This is a genomic window from Pseudomonas simiae (genome assembly GCF_900111895.1).
Taxonomy (GTDB): Bacteria; Pseudomonadota; Gammaproteobacteria; order Pseudomonadales; family Pseudomonadaceae; genus Aquipseudomonas; species Aquipseudomonas simiae.
Genome location: NZ_FOKB01000005.1, coordinates 231,413 through 250,793, shown reverse-complemented (window position 1 = coordinate 250,793; position 19,381 = coordinate 231,413). Strand labels below are relative to the sequence as shown.

13 protein-coding genes and 2 pseudogenes are annotated in these 19,381 nt (G+C 56.3%); 8 read left to right on the top strand and 7 right to left on the bottom strand.

Going from position 1 to position 19,381, the window contains the following annotated elements:
• Positions 1 to 57: 57 nt before the first annotated feature.
• The gene (locus tag BMZ57_RS17840; RefSeq protein ID WP_031291350.1) at positions 58 to 882 is read left to right on the top strand and encodes a M949_RS01915 family surface polysaccharide biosynthesis protein; all 825 of its coding nucleotides are present in this window, start codon (positions 58 to 60) and stop codon (positions 880 to 882) included.
• Between the two features lie 108 nt (positions 883 to 990).
• Positions 991 to 1,905: a site-specific integrase gene (locus tag BMZ57_RS17835; protein ID WP_021493142.1), complete on the top strand. Its 915-nt coding sequence runs from the start codon at positions 991 to 993 to the stop codon at positions 1,903 to 1,905.
• Positions 1,906 to 2,034: 129 nt separating this feature from the next.
• Here BMZ57_RS17835 and BMZ57_RS17830 read toward each other — a convergent pair whose 3' ends face one another.
• A complete protein-coding gene (locus tag BMZ57_RS17830) occupies positions 2,035 to 2,892 on the bottom strand; it encodes an SDR family oxidoreductase (protein WP_010210431.1) in 858 nt (285 codons plus the stop codon).
• A gap of 196 nt (positions 2,893 to 3,088) precedes the next feature.
• Entirely contained in the window at positions 3,089 to 4,297 is a 1,209-nt protein-coding gene (locus BMZ57_RS17825; RefSeq protein WP_010210432.1) for a multidrug effflux MFS transporter, read from the bottom strand.
• A gap of 160 nt (positions 4,298 to 4,457) precedes the next feature.
• Here BMZ57_RS17825 and BMZ57_RS30220 point away from each other — a divergent pair.
• Together BMZ57_RS30220 and BMZ57_RS30215 are read left to right on the top strand one after the other, a co-directional pair.
• A pseudogene (locus BMZ57_RS30220) lies at positions 4,458 to 5,213 on the top strand (MCP four helix bundle domain-containing protein); the annotation flags it as partial.
• Entirely contained in the window at positions 5,208 to 6,071 is an 864-nt protein-coding gene (locus BMZ57_RS30215) for a methyl-accepting chemotaxis protein (protein WP_413469201.1), read from the top strand. The pseudogene BMZ57_RS30220 and the gene BMZ57_RS30215, both read left to right, overlap by 6 nt.
• Positions 6,072 to 6,129: 58 nt before the next feature.
• On the opposite strand, the gene BMZ57_RS17815 is transcribed toward BMZ57_RS30215, so the two are convergent.
• Positions 6,130 to 6,489, bottom strand: a complete 360-nt coding sequence (locus BMZ57_RS17815; RefSeq protein ID WP_044287208.1) for a winged helix-turn-helix transcriptional regulator — start codon at positions 6,487 to 6,489, stop codon at positions 6,130 to 6,132.
• Positions 6,490 to 6,592: 103 nt separating this feature from the next.
• Here BMZ57_RS17815 and BMZ57_RS17810 point away from each other — a divergent pair, with 103 nt between their 5' ends.
• The 3 genes and pseudogenes from BMZ57_RS17810 to BMZ57_RS29835 form a co-directional block, all read left to right on the top strand.
• The gene (locus BMZ57_RS17810; protein WP_010210437.1) at positions 6,593 to 7,342 is read left to right on the top strand and encodes a glucose 1-dehydrogenase; all 750 of its coding nucleotides are present in this window, start codon (positions 6,593 to 6,595) and stop codon (positions 7,340 to 7,342) included.
• Between the two features lie 220 nt (positions 7,343 to 7,562).
• The gene (locus tag BMZ57_RS17805) at positions 7,563 to 8,654 is read left to right on the top strand and encodes a tyrosine-type recombinase/integrase (protein WP_254668488.1); all 1,092 of its coding nucleotides are present in this window, start codon (positions 7,563 to 7,565) and stop codon (positions 8,652 to 8,654) included.
• Positions 8,655 to 8,961: 307 nt separating this feature from the next.
• Positions 8,962 to 9,087, top strand: a pseudogene (locus BMZ57_RS29835) (GDSL family lipase); the annotation flags it as partial.
• A gap of 165 nt (positions 9,088 to 9,252) precedes the next feature.
• Here BMZ57_RS29835 and BMZ57_RS17800 read toward each other — a convergent pair.
• The 3 genes from BMZ57_RS17800 to BMZ57_RS17790 form a co-directional block, all read right to left on the bottom strand.
• Positions 9,253 to 10,080 (bottom strand): EAL domain-containing protein, encoded by an 828-nt coding sequence (locus BMZ57_RS17800; RefSeq protein WP_069673040.1) that lies wholly within the window; start codon positions 10,078 to 10,080, stop codon positions 9,253 to 9,255.
• Between the two features lie 125 nt (positions 10,081 to 10,205).
• Complete coding sequence (locus BMZ57_RS17795; protein WP_254668489.1) at positions 10,206 to 13,394, bottom strand: ATP-binding protein; 3,189 nt, start codon at positions 13,392 to 13,394, stop codon at positions 10,206 to 10,208.
• 27 nt (positions 13,395 to 13,421) lie between these two features.
• Complete coding sequence (locus tag BMZ57_RS17790) at positions 13,422 to 14,039, bottom strand: response regulator transcription factor (RefSeq protein WP_069673042.1); 618 nt, start codon at positions 14,037 to 14,039, stop codon at positions 13,422 to 13,424.
• A 221-nt stretch (positions 14,040 to 14,260) separates the two neighbouring features.
• Here BMZ57_RS17790 and BMZ57_RS17785 point away from each other — a divergent pair, with 221 nt between their 5' ends.
• Positions 14,261 to 14,644, top strand: coding sequence for a hypothetical protein (locus BMZ57_RS17785; protein ID WP_069673043.1), 384 nt, complete (start codon positions 14,261 to 14,263; stop codon positions 14,642 to 14,644).
• A 435-nt stretch (positions 14,645 to 15,079) separates the two neighbouring features.
• Here BMZ57_RS17785 and BMZ57_RS30010 read toward each other — a convergent pair whose 3' ends face one another.
• Entirely contained in the window at positions 15,080 to 18,832 is a 3,753-nt protein-coding gene (locus BMZ57_RS30010; RefSeq protein ID WP_175439663.1) for a YadA family autotransporter adhesin, read from the bottom strand.
• Positions 18,833 to 19,381 lie beyond the last annotated feature (549 nt).

The window sequence follows — 19,381 nt, the reverse complement described above, 5'->3', positions numbered from 1 at the left end:
CTCTGCAATGCGCCCCAAGTGCCGGTAAAGTAAGCCGTCTCTTGCCAGGGTGATCGGATGAATAGCGTGCAGCTTTTACGCGGCCAATTGCGGCCTGCTTTGATGGGATCATTGATGGCGTTGTTGATGAGCGTGGCCAGTGTCACGACAGTCCAGGCCGATGACGGCGTGGCGCTGACCAGCATCGATCAAGTGCCGGACGGCGTGGAAGTGCGCGGCAAGCAGATCGCCGCCTACACCTGGGACGATAAACAAGGCAAGAACCTGCTGGTGCTCGCCGAGCAAGTCAGCGAGCGTGACGACGACGGCACCCAGTCGGGGTTCGTGTATGCGGCGCAATACCTGATCGACGGCAACCGCCCCAAGCGTGTGTGGATGCTCTACGACGACGTGCAGCATTGCGAATTCGACGCCGCCCTGCATTTTGACAGGGCGGCGACCAAGGTCACCGACCTCACCGGCGACGGCATCACCCAGGCTACCGTGGGCTATTCGCGAACCTGCACCAGCGATGTCAGCCCCAACGAATTCAAGCTGATCATGCATGTCGGCAAGTCGCAAAAATTCCGTCTGCGCGGCCTGGACCGCGTGGGGGCTGCCTGGTGGGACGAAGAGGCTGGCGCCTTGCGCGGCATGCCGTTGCCCAAGGATTGCAGCGTGGCCGGACAGCAGGCGCTCGTCAGCCAGTACAAGGAGCAGGGCACCGAGTTGCCGTTGCCGGGTTGTTATGGCGATGAAAAGGATTTTGCCAAGGCCCCTGAGGCTTACTTGACGTTCATGCGTCAACACTGGTTCGCGCTGATGCAGAAGCAGGACAGCGACTGGAGCCAGACCCAGGTCCAGCCGCAGGACCCTACCGAAGATGACGACACGGCCCCGTGATTTTGTGCCTGGGCCGGTCCTGGGTTAGACTCGGCCTTCGCCAATTCACTAAATACCTCGATTAATCAAAGGCTTGTTCGAGGTATTTAATCCAAAGGCTGATCTACCTTGACTGAGTCTATCCGCAACCCGCTGACCCTTTACCTCACCCGCCTGGCACCCTCCAGCCAACTGACCATGCGCTACGTGTTGCAAGACGCGGCCGACCGCCTGGGCTTCGAGGACATTAACCTTGAAGACATCGACTGGCATCTGCTGCAGCCCGAACACGTGATCGCCCTGGTCGCTGCCTTGCGTGAGGACGGCTACGCGCCGAATACCTCATCGTTATATGTCAACGCGGTACGCGGTGTGATGAACGAAGCCTGGCGGCTGAACCTGATCAGCCAGGAACACCTGTTGCGCATGCGCACCGTCAAGGCTGCACCGGGCACGCGCCTGAGCCAGGGCCGCAACCTGCGGCGCAGCCTGATCCGCGAAATGATGGAAGTCTGCGCTGCCGACCCTCGGCCCCAGGGCCTGCGGGATGCCGCGGTGATCGGCATTCTGTATGGCTCCGGCATGCGCAAGTCGGAGTCGGTCAACCTCGACCTGGCGCAGATCAACTTCGAAGAGCGCAGCCTGCGGGTGATCGGCAAGGGTAACAAGGAGTTGATCAAGTACGCGCCGGACTGGGCATTCGCCAAGTTGCAGGCGTGGCTGGCGTTTCGCCGCGAGCAACTCAAGGAAGGCGAGCAGGACGACAGTTTCCTGTTCAACCGCATCCGCCGCGGCAGCCATATCACCCGCGAGCGCATCACCAAGCATGCGATCTACTACATCGCCCGCCAGCGCGGCCAGCAGGTAGGCGTGAAAATCATGCCCCATGACTTCCGCCGCTCGTTCATTACTCGGGTGATTGAAGAACATGACCTGTCGATTGCACAGAAACTGGCGCACCACACCAATATCCAGACCACCGCCAGCTATGACGTGCGTGACGACAACGAGCGGCGGCGAGCGGTGGATCGGTTTGATCTGTAACGTCCGGCATGATGAAGATCAAAATGTGGGAGCGGGCTTGCTCGCGAAGGCGGTTTGTCAGTCAAAGTCCAGTGACTGATACGCCGTATTCGCGAGCAAGCCCGCTCCCACAAGGGTTAGGTGTAAAGGTTAGAGGATAGGCTTGCCGCCCGTGACCGCATAACGCGACCCAGAGATATAGCTGCCTTCATCCGAGGCCAGCAGCACATAGATCGGCGCGACTTCCACCGGTTGGCCCGGACGGCCCAGCGGGGTTTCGCTGCCGAAGTTCTTCACGTCTTCATCGGTCATGGTCGCCACAATCAGCGGCGTCCAGATCGGTCCCGGCGCTACGCTGTTGACGCGAATGCCCTTGCTGCCGAGCAACTGCGCCAGACCACCCGTGAAGTTCGCGATCGCACCCTTGGTGGCGGCGTAGGGCATCAACGTCGGCTTGGGCATGTCCGAGTTGACCGACGATGTATTGATGATCGAACTGCCCGCCTTCATATGCGGCACGGCAGCCTTGCAGATACGAAACATGGCTGTGATGTTGATATCGAAGGTTTTCACCCATTCCTCGTCTGAGATCTCTTCAAGCGTTTCATGGCTCATCTGGAATGCTGCATTGTTGACCAGCACATCGATACGGCCGAATTGCTCGACCGTCTTGTCGACCAGCGACTGGCATACGCTTTTCTGCGCGATATCACCGGGCAGCAACAGGCATTGGCGTCCGGCTTCCTCGACCCAGCGTGCAGTTTCCCTGGCGTCCTCATGTTCATCCAGATAAGCGATAGCCACATCCGCGCCTTCGCGTGCAAAAGCGATCGCAACGGCGCGGCCGATGCCACTGTCGGCGCCGGTGATCAGCGCGATCTTGTTGGCGAGCCGGCCGGAGCCCTTGTAGCTTTGCTCGCCGCAATCCGGGTAAGGGTCCATTTTTTTCTGCGAACCTGGCACGTTCTGAGCTTGCGGCGCGAAGGGTGGGCGAGGGTAGTCAGCCATTTCAATCTCCATAGGTTTCCAAAGGTGCTATGGGATTAGTAGTTTTGCGCCGGACGATAGTTGTAATGGATGCCATTGAAGCCCGACGAGTGGTTGGCTTCAGACTTATGCATACAGGGTATTTCCACGCGTTGATGTTGCCCCATAGGCGCAGTCAAGATTCGAGATCCGAACCTGCTGCGCAGACGGGCAGCGATCAGGAGGAGGGCGGGGCACTGGCCAGGTGAATGGGCAGGCGGCGCAAGGTCCACAGCGTGGTGAGCATCGCTGCGATGGCGCATAGCGCAATGCCTATCAGCATCGGCGCGGGTGTGTGATCGGCGAACACACCGACCACCGTCATTGACAGGGCTGCCGTGATCATCTGGATCGCCCCGAGCAGGGCCGAGGCAGAACCGGCCACCGCGCCATGATCCTCCAACGACAACACACCGGCTGCCGGCAGCAGCAGGCCGAGAAAGCCGAAGCCGATAAACAGCAGCGTCATCATCAAGGCCAGGCTATCGACCCATAGCGTGGTGGCCGCCAGCAAGGCCATGACCGCCGCCACGGCCACCACCGACCAGCGGATCAACGGCGCCAGGCCAAAGCGTGCAGTGAGGCGCGCGGTCAGTTGGCTCATGGCGAAAAACGAGGCGGCATTCAGGGCAAAACCCAGGCTGAACTGGGTCGGCGTCAGGCCGTAATACTCGATGTACACGAACGGTGCGCTGCCGATGAACACGAAGAAGGTCGCCAAGCCAAAACCACACACCACCGACAAACCGATAAAGACCGGGTCGCGCAACAACGCGCCATAGCTGCTGAACGCATTGCCCAGGGTTTTGCCCAATCGACGTTCGGCCGGATGGGTCTCGGGCAGTTGCACGATGGTCATCACCAGGCAGGCCACGGCAACGACGGCCAGCACGGCAAACACTTCACGCCAGCTCCACAACGCGATCACCAGGCTGCCGGCGAGCGGCGCAAGGATCGGCGAGACGCTCATCACCAGCATCAGCAACGCCATGAGCTTCGCCGCTTCATGCCCGGTGTACAAGTCACGCACGATGGCCCGCGGAATCACCATGCCCGCGCACGCACCAAACGCCTGCAGGGCACGAAAGGCAATCAGTGTTTCGATGGTCGGCGCCAGCGCACACCCGACACTTGCCACGGCAAAAATTACCAGGCCTGCGTAAATCGGCGGTTTGCGCCCAAACACGTCACTGATCGGCCCGTAGAACAGCTGGCACACCCCAACGATGACGAAAAACACAGTGAGGCTCATCTGCACCAGCGCGGGTGAGGCATGCAGGCTTGCGCCCAGAGTCGGCAAGGCTGGCAAGTAAATATCGATGGCGAAGGGGCCGACTGCGGTGATCAAACCCAGCAGCAAGGCGAGGTGGGCGATACGTCGAGACATGGGGCAGTTCCGGGCGAAGCAAAGGTCGGTCAGCTTAAGGGATCTGCGCAGATCCGCAAACTTAGGCTTCAATAAGCAGTATGGTTGGCCGATAACATGACCAGCGAGGCTTCTGCGGTTGGGTTCCCAACCGACTGACCAGGCACGGGGATATATCAGCATGACGATCAAACTACGCCTGATGCTGTTGATAGCGACCGGACTGCTTACGGCCTTGATCATGAGCCTGGCCGGCTACCTGGGAAATACTCGGATGGGCACTGCCGTGCAGGACAGCGAGCTCAGCATGACGGCGCTGCGCAACCATATGGAAGCCGACATGATGCACGACGCCCTGCGCGCGGATGTGCTGTCGGCCATGCTGGTGGGCCTGGGTAAAAGTACCAGCACGAAGGCGCAGGTCAGCGATTCGCTCAAGGAACATGCCGAGCACTTTCGCCAGGTGTTGGCGGATAACCTCAAGCTGCCGCTGGACAACACGCTCAAGGCAAACCTGGAAAAAATCAAACCCAGCCTGGACAACTATATAAGTACCGGCGAGCGCATCGTCACCCTGGCGCTGGATGACCCCGACGCCGCTCGGGGCGAACTGGGTACGTTCAACGCTGCCTTCAGCCAGCTTGAAGATCAGATGGCGACGCTCAGTGAGCTGATCGAAAACAACACCCAGCAGGCCAGTGTCGGCACTCGGCAGAGCATCAGCGCCGCCAACTTCACCCTTGGCGTGGTATTGATCGCCAGCCTTATACTGCTGTTGGCCCAGGGCCGCTGGGTCATCCTCAGCATCATGGGACCGCTGCAAACGGCCAGCCGGATTGCCGACAGCATTGCTCATGGCAACTTGAGCGAACCGATTGTCGAACCCGTGCGCAAAGATGAAGCCAGTGCATTGATTCGCAGCCTCGCCACCATGCAACGGGATTTGCGCGGCATGATCGACGTGGTGCGCAGCAACGCCCATGGCGTCAATACCACGAGCGAGCAACTGAGCCACGGCTGTCATGAAGTGGCTGGCAGCAGCCAGCAACAAAGCGCGGCGGCAAGCGCCATGGCCGCTGCCGCGAGTGAAATGACCGCGAGCATTGAGGAAATCACTCGGCATGCCGAGCGAGCATTGGCCATGGCCAACCAGGCTGAAACACTGGCCAAGGACGGTGGCCAGGTGATTCATCAGGTGGTCAGCGACATGGACGGCATTGCCCGCTCCGCGCAACAGTCCGCCCAGGTAATCCGCACGCTGGACAAGGAGTCCGAGGCGATTTACAGCATTATCCAGGTGATCAAGGGAATCGCCGACCAGACCAATTTGCTGGCCCTGAATGCCGCGATCGAGGCCGCCCGTGCCGGTGAACAGGGGCGCGGTTTCGCCGTGGTCGCCGATGAAGTACGCAACCTCGCCGGGCGCACCAGTGCCTCGACCCAGGAAATTGCCAGCATGGTAGGGCGTATCCAGCAAAGCACGCGCGAAGCCGTCGCCAGCATGGAGGAGGGCGTTGCTCAGGTCGATAAGGGCATGGCGGTGACCGCTGATGTGGAGCGCTCAATTCGTGAGATTCTCCAGGCCACCTTGAATACCACCGAGATGGTCAACGATATCTCCCGAACCATCGGGGAGCAGAGCCTGGCCAGCAATGAAATTGCCCATCAGGTGGAGATGATTGCGCAGATGTCGGAGAGTAACAGTCGCGTAATCGGCCAGACGGCGTCGACGACGGACGAATTGTCTAGCTTGGCAGGCCAGCTGTCACAGTCCGTCGATCGATTCAGGCTCTAACTTATTGATTTAACTCAACTAAATAGTCATTTAGTTGAGTTGGATATCGGGCAGGGGCTCAGGACCGGGAGAGGGCAGACGTGCGTCGTTCGGCGATGCGCTCGACCGTTTGCATATGCTGCGTACCCCATTGGCACAACCCGCCCAGCGCCGTAGCCAAGGACTGGCCAAAGGGCGTGAGGGAGTACTCGACCTTCGGCGGTATCTCGTGAAAGTCCACACGAGCAATGATCTCGTCGCGCTCCAACTCCTTGAGTTGCTGAATCAACACTTTGTCAGTCACGCCGCCAATCGCGCGCCTTAATTCGCCATATCGATGAACATTCTGCGCCAGGTTGAACAGAACCAGGGGTTTCCATTTGCCGCCAATCACGGCCAGCGCAGCTTCCAGGCCACAGTTGAATGAGTTGTTAGCCATGATGATGAAGGCTCCGAGGGGGTACTTACTAAAAGGTGCATACTATTCAAAAGAATAGCGCAGATCTACAGTTGGGCCTCAACCTTATTCATTGGAGCTCACCATGAGCAGGCTCAACGGCAAAATTGCAGTAGTTACCGGCGGCAACAGCGGCATCGGCCTGGCAACCGCCATTCGCTTTGCAACTGAAGGCGCGCAGGTCGTGATCGTAGGACGTCGGCAGGATGAACTGGACAAGGCCCTTGCACTGATTGGCCATGAGGCCATCGCCATCCAGGGTGACATTTCAAAACTCGACGACCTGGCGCGCATTTTCACTCAAATCAAAGCCGACAAGGGCCGCGTTGACGTGCTGTTCGCCAACGCGGGCCTGGGGGATTTCCAGCCGATCGGATCGATCACCGAGGAATCGTTTGACCGGACATTCGGCATCAACGTCAAAGGCACGCTGTTCACCGTGCAAAACGCGTTGCCACTGATGCACGCTGGCAGCTCAGTGATCCTGACCGGTTCAACCACCGGCACCATGGGCACACCGGCATTCAGCGTGTACAGCGCCACCAAGGCTGCGCTGCGTAATTTCGCCAGAAGCTGGGCGCTCGATCTGAAAGGCAGCGGCATTCGCGTCAACGTGCTGTCACCAGGCCCGATCTCGACACCAGGCCTGGACCTGGCGCTGTCAGGCACGGGACAAAAGGAAGCCATCATCGACGACATGACGGCGCAGGTTCCGTTGGGTCGTATCGGCAAGCCGGAAGAAGTCGCAGCCGCCGCATTGTTCCTGGCGTCGGATGAGAGCAGCTTCATGACGGGCAGTGAAATGTTTGTCGATGGTGGCTTTGCTCAGGTTTGAGCAAGACAGGGGTTTTGCCTGCTGAAATCTCACGGGCACTGCCCCTGAATACGCAATGCGACATTACGCATAATGTATATTATGTTAAACCAGGTGCTATGTCAGATATGTTCATAAGCCACGTAAGTCATTGATTCGACCAATTCGTATTTGACGTCTACTCTCTCAACGGGCCATGTGTTTCGTGTTCATGGCGAGTCCTTGAATGAGGTGGCTGTCGATGAAACTGATTCAATGCAGGTTCTCTTCAGGTCAACGACTACCGCTGCTTGTACAAGCTGGTGATGCGACGCCGTTGCCCATACTGATTCCGTTCATCTACGTCCAACTCAAACTCAGGCACCGCGCTTACAACACGGCTGCGGCGCACCTGCGCGCGATCCAGGCTTTCTACGCCTATGCCAAAAGCCGAGATCTGGATATCGATGAGGCCATATTGGCCTGCCACTTTGAGGCGATTCTGGCTTTGCTGGACGGTTACGCTATTTGGCTCCAAAGTGGCCGTCATGCCGATAATCTGATCGCCCGAATCGGCAAAGCTGGCACTGTACTTTTTCAGCAGATCAGTTCACGAACACGTGATCAATACCTGCGCCTGCTGAAGAAATACCTGTCTTGGTGCGTCACCCGTTACATCCCGCGCGCCCGTCAGAGTTCAGCCACACAGGCTGACATCAACGTGGTATTTGCCGATGTTGCCGACGTCATTGAGCGGCGCTTTGAGAGCCATATCATCAATGCTCGTCCCGATCGCACTCGATACCGCAGCCTGACAGATACGCAACTACAGATCGTTCGCACACTGATTCGCCCTGGCGCTGCGGCGAATCCGTTCCCGGAACGTTTGCAACTGCGTAACTGGCTATTGATTGAATTGCTCTTGGAGACCGGAATCCGTCGCGGAGAGCTTCTGAAGCTCTACACCACGGATATCAATAAAGGTTCTCAGCACGCCTATGTCAGCATCAATGATCGCGAACATGATCCCCGCGACCCGCGCGTTGAAGAGCCTGCGCTCAAAACACATGGGCGGACCGTAGGCATCTCCGCACAGTTGTATGAGGTCTACGAGCGCTATATCCAGCGCGACCGGCGCCCTCTGCGTGACGGTAAACCGATGAAATTGCTGTATCGCTATTTGTTCATCTCGGATCGTGGCCGCCCGCTGTCGATCCGCGGGTTGTCTAACGTTCTTGATCGGCTGTTTCTGACCATTGAGCTGGCTCATCCAGGGAGGCACTTTCGCTTTATCTCTCCTAGAGGGATCTGCAAAGCCCGGCAACGATCGGGCTTTTGCCTTTTTGCTTTTTAGCTCCAACGCAGCCGTGGTTATTAATCCCTCAAACCCTCAACGACTAAGGAGTTCTTGCGGCTAAGAACAGCTCTGAGCAGGGGGTATGGATTGACTATTGGTCATCTGCGCGTAGAACCATAGGGTGGTTACAGGGATCTTGGGATCGCACCCCTCTTCTGATGCAAGTCAGATGGCCCAGTGCCAGGTGACAGAGTCCTGCCCCGTCGAATGCATGCAGTCGACGGCTGAGAATCCCGCCTAGAGCGGGATTCGTCGTTTGTGGTACGTCTGAGCAAGGTGTCTAAAGAGCCCGGGGCGATTCAATCCGGACGTCAAGCCCGTGTGTGAAAACCCAGATACTCATTACTACTGGGATGAATGGCACCCGACCCGCAAAGTCCACACCCTGGCCGCCGAGGCAATGCTTGAAACGCTAAAGGCTAGCCGTTGAGGTACTCTATCGGGTCATAGCTGGTGAGCGCGCTCAGAGCTGTGCGCGCAAATCATTATCAAGGCAGTTACGCGGACATCATTGACCTTATCGCTGGGATCAGAAGGTGTGTTCGCCGGATGATTGCCTTGCCGCAATACTACGCGGACGCCCATTGAGGATGGATCACGCCGCTAACCATTGCAGTAGAGCATCAGCTGACATCGGGCGCGCGCAGAGATAGCCTTGACCAATCCGCACCCCCTTCTGCGCCAGACAATGCCGCTGTTCTTCCGTTTCTATGCCTTCAACAACCAATCGCATGCCTGATTCTCTAGCCAGCATGACAGTTGCACGCGCGACGCTGCGGTGCATTGATGATCGGAGAAGTTGCTGCGTAAATTCACCGGCCAGCTTGATTTCATCGAATGGTAGTTGGCACAGGCGAAACAACGAAGAATGGCCAGTCCCATAATCGTCGAGCGAGAGGCGCACACCAAGCTGGCGAAGGCGGATGGCGTTCTGCACACATATTTCATCCGCAACCGCTGGGCCGTCCTCGGTAATTTCAAGTGTTACCGACGAAAGAGGCAAAGGATGTTTTTTCAGGCGCGTCATCAGATGGCTGACCAGCTCTGGATTAGCTAACTGCATCAGACTGAGATTGAAGGCAACGCCTAATTCACGCCCGCCAGCATGCAATTGAATTTGCCCTGCCAAACCTTGATCAAGAAGTTCGCACAGCAGGTCATCGAGCAACTGCTCGCGGATCATCGTTGGAATGAACGCTGCCGGTGCCAGCAATCCGAGTTCTGGATGCCGCCAACGGGCGAGAACCTCTAGGGAATCGACAGCATTATTGCTCAATTGGAATTTCGGTTGAACGTACGCCTTAAACTCCCCTAATAGAAGTCCTCTACGGATCTCTGAGGCATCGACCGTATCTGCTTTGGCTGGTGTAGTTAGACGTCGCCCGCTGCTGACGGCGCTTTGTAAAGAGAGTGCAGTGTGCATGGGACAAAACCTAGTTTGAATCATGCGTAAAGGGTATGTGAATGGCCCAGCGCAGCCTTTAGGGCGGATCTGAAATCAGCCCAAGAAACGTCTCGAATATATCAACCATATTTTCATGTACTGCTTCATATCGTGCGCAGCGTCTTGCTGATGCTGTCCAGGCAGTCGAGCAGGGAGAGCCCTGTCTTTTGCAAGGCCTCACTAAATCCTTGCGCGGCATACTCCTCAATCTCTACACAAAGCGCGAGCAGCGTCTTGTCATTAAGTAGATAAGCCGTACCCTTAAGCTTGTGGGCGATACGTTTCATGGCAAGATCATCCCCCGTTTCCAAAGCGTGGCGCAATGCATCGCTTTCATTTTGATTGCTCAGACTGACTTGCTCAGCCATCCTCGCACGAATGTCGCTCCTCCATGATGGTCGTTCGCGGGTGGATGTCTGGCTGTGTCCAAGTTTGGGGATCATTTGATTGAGTACTGCCAGATTCGTCGGCTTGGCCAGTACGCGATCCATTCCTGCCCTCTCGCAGTCACGCTGCACACCAGGCTGCGCATCGGCTGTCAGACCAATGATCTGGCACGGTTTCACCCCCCTGCCCTGCTCCAACCGGCGGATGGCGCGAGTCAATTCAACGCCATCCATTTCCGGCATATTGCAATCGGTAATGACGATATCGATGTCGTGTTCGCTCCAGGCTGCAAGCCCCTCAAGGCCGTTACTGGCCGTCAGCGGACGATGGCCTAGATAACTAATCTGCTGAACCAACAAGTACTGGCTGGGCAAGTGATCCTCGACGATCAGAACAGTGAGCAACTCATCCGCCACGCGAACAACTGCTGTGCTCGAACGAGGTAACGCCGCCGCATCCACGATTACTCGCTCAAGCTCTAGCGTAAAAATCATCGTGGTGCCTTTACCCACATTGCTTTCCACCTGCAAAGTGCATTGCATCAGTTGACAAAGAGCTTGGCTGATCGCCAAACCGAGTCCCGCGCCGGAGTTGGCGTCACTGACCGCACCCTCCGCCAAATAAAATGGCTTGAACACCTCATCCAGATGGGCCGCCGGTATTCCCGCTCCGGTATCGCTGACACTGATGCGAAAGTTCAGTGTTGAAGGCTTACTGGCGTGTACTGAACACCGCAGGTCGATGCCGCCGTTGCAGGTGAACTTGATGGCGTTGCTCAACAGGTTGGAAACGATCTGCTTGATCTTCACCGCATCTGCCCAAACCTGCTCCACCGCCCGTGCATCGATGTCCAGTGTCAGGCGCAAATGCTTCTGTCGTGCGAGCCCGGAAAAAACATTGCCTACCGACTCCAGCAACGCCTTCATATTTGTGGGCTCTGGCGTCAGAACCAGCTTGCCCGACTCGATGCGTGAAATATCAAGTATGTCGCCAATCAATGCGAGCAGACCTATCGCCGACTCATAGGCAATGTGCAGCGACTGGTCATTGAGTTGAGTGTCGCTCTTGCGTGTCAGCACCAATTCCAGCATGCCGATGATTGCATTGAGGGGTGTACGAATTTCATGACTCATGGTCGCCAGAAATACGGTTTTTGCGCGGCTGGCCCGATCTGCCGATTCTTTGGCAACCTGAAGCTCGTCCAGCAGTATTTGCCGTTGTTGTAGATCAAAACGCTTGCGCCGAATGCGCCGACGTTGAGCCACTATCAATAATCCTGCGACAACGAGCAACACTCCCAGCGCCTCAAAAGAGTGCCGAACATACGACGCGATGCCCTCCCAGTATCTATCGTCAGTCGCCGAGTTGGCCCGCCACCGGCCAATAATCTGTAGGTACATGCGCGGCGAGATGTCCAGCATCGCCTTGTCCAGAATGGAGATGAACAAAGCCTGATCCTGCGGTGCAGCGAACACGATCCGGGCATCAGAGCCAGTGAAGACGCCGCCAATCTTAAGGCTGTTTTCATATTTGTATGACAGGTAATAACGAGCCACATTGGCTGGCGCCAGTACCATATCGGCGTTCCCTTCACGCACAAGTTTAAAAGCCTCACCCATGGTTTCGGTCTTTTTGAAAACCAGATTCGGATACTCAGTGTCGAGCACTCGGGGGGCGATATATCCGTTCGCGATCGCAACAACTGGTAGGGTTTGCGCGTCGGATTCGTGATTTTTCGCGCCCTGACGCTGCACGAACAGATAAGGTGCAGATGTCAGCGGGCGAGTATGCAGATAAGGCCATGAGGGCGGTGGAAGTTCCGGTAGAATACTCAGGGTAACTTCCCCTTGCCTGAGAAGTTTATTCGCCTCACTGATAGAGCTGACGCGCTGGATCTCGAAATGAATCCCGGCCTTGCGCCGAATGATATCGAGGATGTCCGAGGCGATTCCATTAAAGCGCCCGCGACTGTTGAAAAAGGCATAGGGCGCCAAATCTTCACTAATCGCCAGCCTTACAGTAGTGGAATTATCCAGCCACTCTCGTTCAGCAGCTGTCAGCCGATTGCGAAACTCATTGGGATTGCACTCTTCGATATCGCCCCAAAAGTGCTGGGCGTCAATGATTCTGCAGCGGGTCAGCCCTCCAAGTGCACGATCGAGCATTCCCTTCAATAGATTGTCGCCAGGATTAAGGCCGAAACCCACCTCGATATCAGGCAACGTTGCGCTTTGGTTGAGCACTAACTGGCTACTGAATAACTGGCTGGACAGGTAATGAGTGGCTAACGTATCCCCGAGAAAGACATCGTTTTCTCCGGTCATTACTGATGCCATCGCCTGAAACTCCGATGGATAATGTTGAAATCGTCCTCGGCCGCCTATTTTTATATACAGCTCCAGAACCATTGGATTGGATACAGCAATCCGCGTCTGCCCATCAGTGGAACTGTATTCACGTAAATCGCCGGCCTCTGAAAACAGCGCCAGCTCCGTCAGGATGTAAGGAGCGCTAAGACTCAATTGTTGATTTTTCGCCATCAACCGACTGACATTGTTGACCATGTCGATTGTGCCGTCACGCAAAGCTGCATACATGGCGTCCCGCGTTGCATAGGATCGTAACCGAATGGGCACACCCAGCTCTCGCTGCAGCGCAGCCATATAATCGGCCATCAGTCCTTCGAACTGCTGATTTTCGGCGAATATACGATATGGCGGCAGCGGTTCTTCAGAAACCCCGACTACCAGAAATTTCTTCTGCACCAGCCATTGTCGCTCGGGTTCGGAAAGCGTGATTTTCATATCATTGAAGGATTGGCGGGCGACAGGCTGCAGATCCCGCGCTTGCGGCATACTGCTCCAGAGGCAAAGCAGGAGCAGGATAATCGGAACGGAGTTGCGCATACGCGGGCCTGAATTCACGGCGAGAAATCAAATAAAATTGTGACGACGCGCAATGTCAGCCAACTCGATCACAGAGGCCACGCCAAGCTTGCTCTGAATATTGATCTTGTGACCGCTCACAGTCTTGTTGCTCAAGTTGAGACGGGTGGCAATTTCACTATTGGAAAAGCCCTCGACGAGCATTTTGAATATCTGCAATTCCCTGTCGGTAAGGTCTTCTAAATCCGCCTTCGTCTGGACGTTGCCAAGCAGTGGCATAGCGTCTTTCGGGAAAAAGATGTAGCCATCCGCGATTGTCTCGACAGCTTTTACCAGTTTGCCAATAGACTCATTTTTGCTGACAAAACCACTCGCACCGGCTTGTAGACACCGCGAGGCATAGTTTTCCTTTGCCTGCGAGGTATACACAAGAACACGTGTATCAAGCTTATCCCGCCTGATCCGTTTGAGTACGGTCAGGCCATCTAGCCTCTCCAGTCCGATATCCAGAATGACGATGTCAGGGCTCAACGACTCAATCATCCGAACAGCGTCTGCACCATCAGCGGTCTCTCCTACTGGTACGAAGCCGATGGTCGCCAGCGCCTGGCGAATGGCATGACAAATAAGAGGGTGATCATCGACGATCAGGACTTTTTTACTCATGGATTCACCGATGTGAGATTCATATTCCGATTTTAGCTAGGAATGCTTTCGTCACAATGATATCGCCCTATGATAGTCATCACACTACTGTCCTGTCGCACTTCCTACCTTCCAGGTTATTCCTGATAGCAAACAAGACGTTTCTTGTGCCTAGCGAGCGCGCAGCTGCTTAGACTTCGCTCATTTGCAGACGATTTCGACGAGGCTGAACGATCAACAGAGTGGCGTTGATCGGTAAGCGCTTTGACGGCTTGCTCGAGTTTTCCCGCCAGTTAAACGACTTGGGCATTTTTCACATGACACTTCGAAAAACCTCGACAGAAATTGTCGAGCTTCTTGAGGCCGGAAAGCGCTTCAATACGCTGCTCTTCGATAATTTCGAAATGCCCAGAGACAGCTACTGCCTGCGCTCTATCGCGTGCTATCGGACGGTGGAGCTGATCATCATCACCGCTGATGTAAATTTTCAACAACGCCGTGAAATACATGAATGGGCGAAAAAACGCCCCCTGCCATCATTGCAGGTTTTACCACTGCCTGTTCGCGGGGAAGATTTCAAGCGAGTGATGAATATCCACTCTATCGCCCAGGAGAAAGCGTTCTGATCTTAAAATGTGCTGAAGGCAATCCCGTCAGAACACCCCAAGGCCGAGCGTGGCTGTCCCTAACAATGCGCTATTGATCAGCAGGTCGAATAGATCAATAGCATGTTGGTTCGAAGCTAGTAGCTTGCAGACCGCTAGAAGCTCTTTTCAGAAGTGGCACGCGCTTCCAACCAACGCGCTCTACCGAGCTCAAGTGCGCACTTGATCACCGCCGCACTCCGCGGGTCATGGCCCAGCCCTCTGACGAACTCCCTCTCCAGCTTGATCTCGTTAAAAGGCAATTGGCACAAACGCACAGCCTATAAGCAACACTAGAGGGAGGATACATCCAGAAAGCTTGAACAACGACACAGGGCATTAGCCTTGTGTCGATATAGATAGCGGCCAGGCTGCAAGGGTGCAGCCTGGTCGTTCGGTACTAAGTCACGCGCTCACTCACCACTGGTAACCTACGCCAACGCCCATACCCGCATCACCTTGGGTACTAGTAATAGCCTGAAGTTTGCCGACCCAATGGCCATTCTTGGAGATGGTCGACACACCAAACGAGACTGCCGATTGCCCACGATAATTGGCTGCACCGATAGACATCATGCTCGCTCCAGGTGAGTAGGGCTGTGGCAAGCTCGCCATGGCCATGGCACCGGCGATTCCAGCGCTCAAGGTGTCGTCCTGCTTCTTCAGGTCACGCTTGAGTTCGGAGTAACGCTGGTCAGTGTAGGCGTTAACGTTGTTAGTGATGTTCGACACGCTTTTATTGAGCTGATCGAAGTTTACCGCATCAGTGCCCTGAGTTGCGGCCGCCACATTAGTAATCTGCCGTTCATTGCCCTTCGTACCCACCGAAACACTGTTATTACGATCTGCCATCGAGTTGGCGCCCAGGGCCGTACTGTTGCTGCCCGTGGCACTGGCACCGTTACCCACGGCCACGGAGTTGGCCCCGGACGCCTTGGCATTGGTGCCGACTGCTGCGCTGTTATTGCCGGAAGCAACCGAGCCTGCACCACCGGCTACAGCATTGTTACCGGTGGCAGAAGGTTTGGCGCCGGCACTTGTGTTGTTCACCTGGAACATGCCGTCGATGCCGTTCTGCACCTTGGTGACGTTGCTCTCTACCTGGGTGACTCGGTTATCCACGGCTGTGATGGCACCCGTAACATTCCCGAGGTTGGTGTTCACGGTTTTCAGCGAATCGTCGGTGTACTGCTTAGACACGGCTACGGCGCCATCGAGTTGGCGCACGTTGACGGCATCGGTCTCCAGCCGACCATCGGCAACGTTGCTGATCGTGCGGGTCTGGCCTGTGGCGGCATTGCCCACCGAAACCGTACCCACACTGGTGTTGCTGGCACTGGAGTATTTGCCTGCGTAGTTCTCGGCACCGCGGCCGTTGTCGCTGGCACCTTGGCCGACGGATACGCTGCCGTCGGCACTCGCCCTGGCGCCGTTGCCCATCGCCACCGCACCGACGCCGCTTGCTTGCGCACCATTACCTGAGGCCACCGCCCTGCCCCCCGAGGCATTTGCATTGCCACCGATGGCGAGAGAGTCGGCGCCACTGGCCACCGAATCAGGTTGAGTGGAGTTGGCGTGGAAATACTTCACCCCACCGCCGTTGGTAATGTTGTTGATGTTGCCCTCAATGGTGGTGACCCGCCCGCCGAGGTTAGTGATGCTTAGGGTATTCTGTGTCACCCGGTCACCGACGGAGGTGAGTTGGGCCACATTCACCGCATCGTTCAGTGCGGATCCGCCCGCCACGCCGGTGATTTTGCGATCACCCAGGGCAGTACCAATACCCAATTCGCCAACCGACGTCTGCGGAGCGCTGAGGCCATAAGCGGTGTAGCCACTTTGGGCCCCGGTCGTGGTAACTGAGCTTGAGCCGAGCGCAATGCTGGTAGCCTGACTGGCCACGGCGCCAGCGCCGAGTGCCAATGACTGTTCCCCCCGAGCCTCAGCCTGGGAACCGATGGCAATACCGGAGACGAGCAATACCTGGCTGTTACGCCCCACCGCGATACCGCCAGTAGCAGCCTGACCGACGGTGGCCTGGTTACCGATACCGATACCTTTATCGCCATTGACCACGGTGGCCGGGCCTACGGCAATCGATTCCTGCCCCAGCGACAGCGAGTCTTGCGCGTTGGTAACGTTAGCGTGGAAATACATCGTACCGGTGGTGCTGATCGAGCCAATCGCGCCGGTCAGTTGGCGCAACGTCACGGCATCCTGGGAGCTAGTACCGTCCGCTACGTTCGTGAGCTGCCGGTACTGGCCGGATTTACCCAGCGACACGGCCCCCAACAAGGTCGCATCGGACGTGTCGTAGCGAATGGCACCAATGCCCACCGGAATCAAACCGGCTGAGGGCGCGATGGCACGGTCAGAGATCGAGCCCTGCCCCAGCGCTACACCGCCCAGCACTTGTACGCTGCTTAGGTTACCAAGGGCGACGCTACCTGTGGCATTCGCCGAAGCACCTGCACCTGCAGCCAGAGATTGCGCGGCACCGGACACTGATTGCGGACCAATCGCCACGCTATCAATGCCCGTCGCGGTGCTATCGGCCAAGGTTGAATTAGCGTGGAAATACTTGATACCAGAGCCGCTTACGATGTTGTTGAGCGTAGTGCCGACGCCATTGACTGCCGTGTTGGTCGCGAACAATTGACTGCCGTTGACGGCGTCGGTACTGGTGCCATTAACCTGACCAGCCGCGACATTAGTGATCTGCCGTTCGCTGCCAGTGGTGCCCAGGCTGAGGACACCTATCGGTGCGCCGCCGGCGTAGGTGTAAACCTTGCCGTTGATGGTGGCGCCAGTGGTGACGGAGGCAGCTGCGGTAGAGGCGCCGCTGCCGAGCGCGATGCTATTGGCGGTGCTGACATTGGCGCCATTACCTACCGCGATCCCTTTGACTGCAGTGACAATGGTCCCAGGACCGAGCGCTAACGAATTGTCGGAATGCGCCAACGCGCTAGTGCCAAAGGCCGCTGCGTTGAGACCTAACGCTTCGGAGTTGTAACCCACAGCAGTGGAGTTATCACCATTGGCCCACGAATCACGCCCGATCGAAACCGCCCGCAGGCCAAAGGCCTGAGTATTGCTGGCACCAATGGCAATGGCATCCGAGCCGCTTGCTGTAGGCTTAAAGCTGCTGTTTGCCGATCCCCTACTACCGATCGCAATGCTGCCGGCGCCCGCCGCCAAGGTATTGCCGACTGAGATTGATCGTATGCCTGTCGCTGAAGAATTGGCGCCCAGAGCTGAGCTATCCGCAGCCGCGGCCGAGGCATTGTTGCCGACTGCGATGGATGTGGCGCCGCTGGAGACCGCCAATGGACCTACCGCCACACTGCCGGAGCCGATTGCACTTAAGTCGGCAGAGGTCGAGTTGGAATGGAAATACTTTACTCCCGTACCGCTGTTCACGATGCTGTTGAGCGTGATACCGATGCGGCTGCCTGCTGTGGTGGTGTCGAACAATTGGCTGCCGTTGACGGCATCGGTACTGGTGCCCGTGACGTTGCCCACCGCCACGTAGGTGGCCTGTCGCTCGCTGCCCGGAACGCCGACGCCGAGCAACCCACCAGTCGCAGGCGACGCGCCTGCACGGTTGTATGTTACGTCATTGGTTATGGCATTCGCGGTAGGCGCCGACGCCGCTACGGTGGAGTTGTTGCTTAGAACAACGGCGCCATCCAACCGCTTAGGTATCGCGACTGTGCCAGTACTGGGCGTCAGTGCTCGGAAACCTAGCCCGGTAATGCCGTTACCAGTCGCCGTACTCGAAAGCTCAAATGCTGATGTCCACGTGCCCGCTAACGAGTCAAAGCCATACACGGAGGCCCCCTCTCCAGCTCCCTGGTCATCAGTGCCGCTAACGGAAACAGCACTTTGTCCGTTACCACTGGCGTTGCATCCTAAGACGGGGTTAGCCGTTGTCCCGACAGCAGTTACTTGATCCATTAAGGCTATGCCTGATGAAGCGCAGTTCGTAGAAGCATAAGTAGCGGCCTCGGCCCCTAGAAAGCCACCAGCCACAAGGAAAGCTAAAGCCAACTTGGAAATGATGCACTCTTTTACTGGTACTGCTTTTTTATTTTCTTCCCGACGTCTACTCAGCACAAGGAAGTCGAACGAACGATATAAGTGAGTAATAAAAGCTTTTATTCCTTCCATTTTACGCACCCTCTTCTGTTTTCTCCAATAAACCTTGCACATCCTGCAAGGCAGTCCATTATTGAGAGCTATACGCAATCGTTCCTCGTATGATATTTTAGTGCTGCGCGTGAAAATCTTATAATGCGCACGGGCTCTCATTAGATTTACGGCCTTGAATAGAACTCATACCGATAAGCTAAGTTGACTGGGCGTTGGCGATATATCATTAGTACTACGGGTGGTAGAATTACGCTTGCCGCCTGTCGCCATCCCTTCAAAATCGAAAAATCTCCGGGTACAGAAAAGTAATCTCGTCATGCCAAAAGATTTTTCAGGGGCGACAACTCTTTACTGCACGATTTCTCGACAGCCGGAATTCTTTCGCCCGCTAAGGTCATATTCAATAGCCGCCGGCAACCTTGGATACTGCTGTAGCCTGTATCAGTCCAGTAATACTATTAGGGCTGGAAACGAATTGAGCGATTATAGTAGCCCCCCACCTTTAAGGGATTGACCACTAATACCGTTAAATATTGAAGCTCTCCACCACCCAAAAAGCGATTTTTT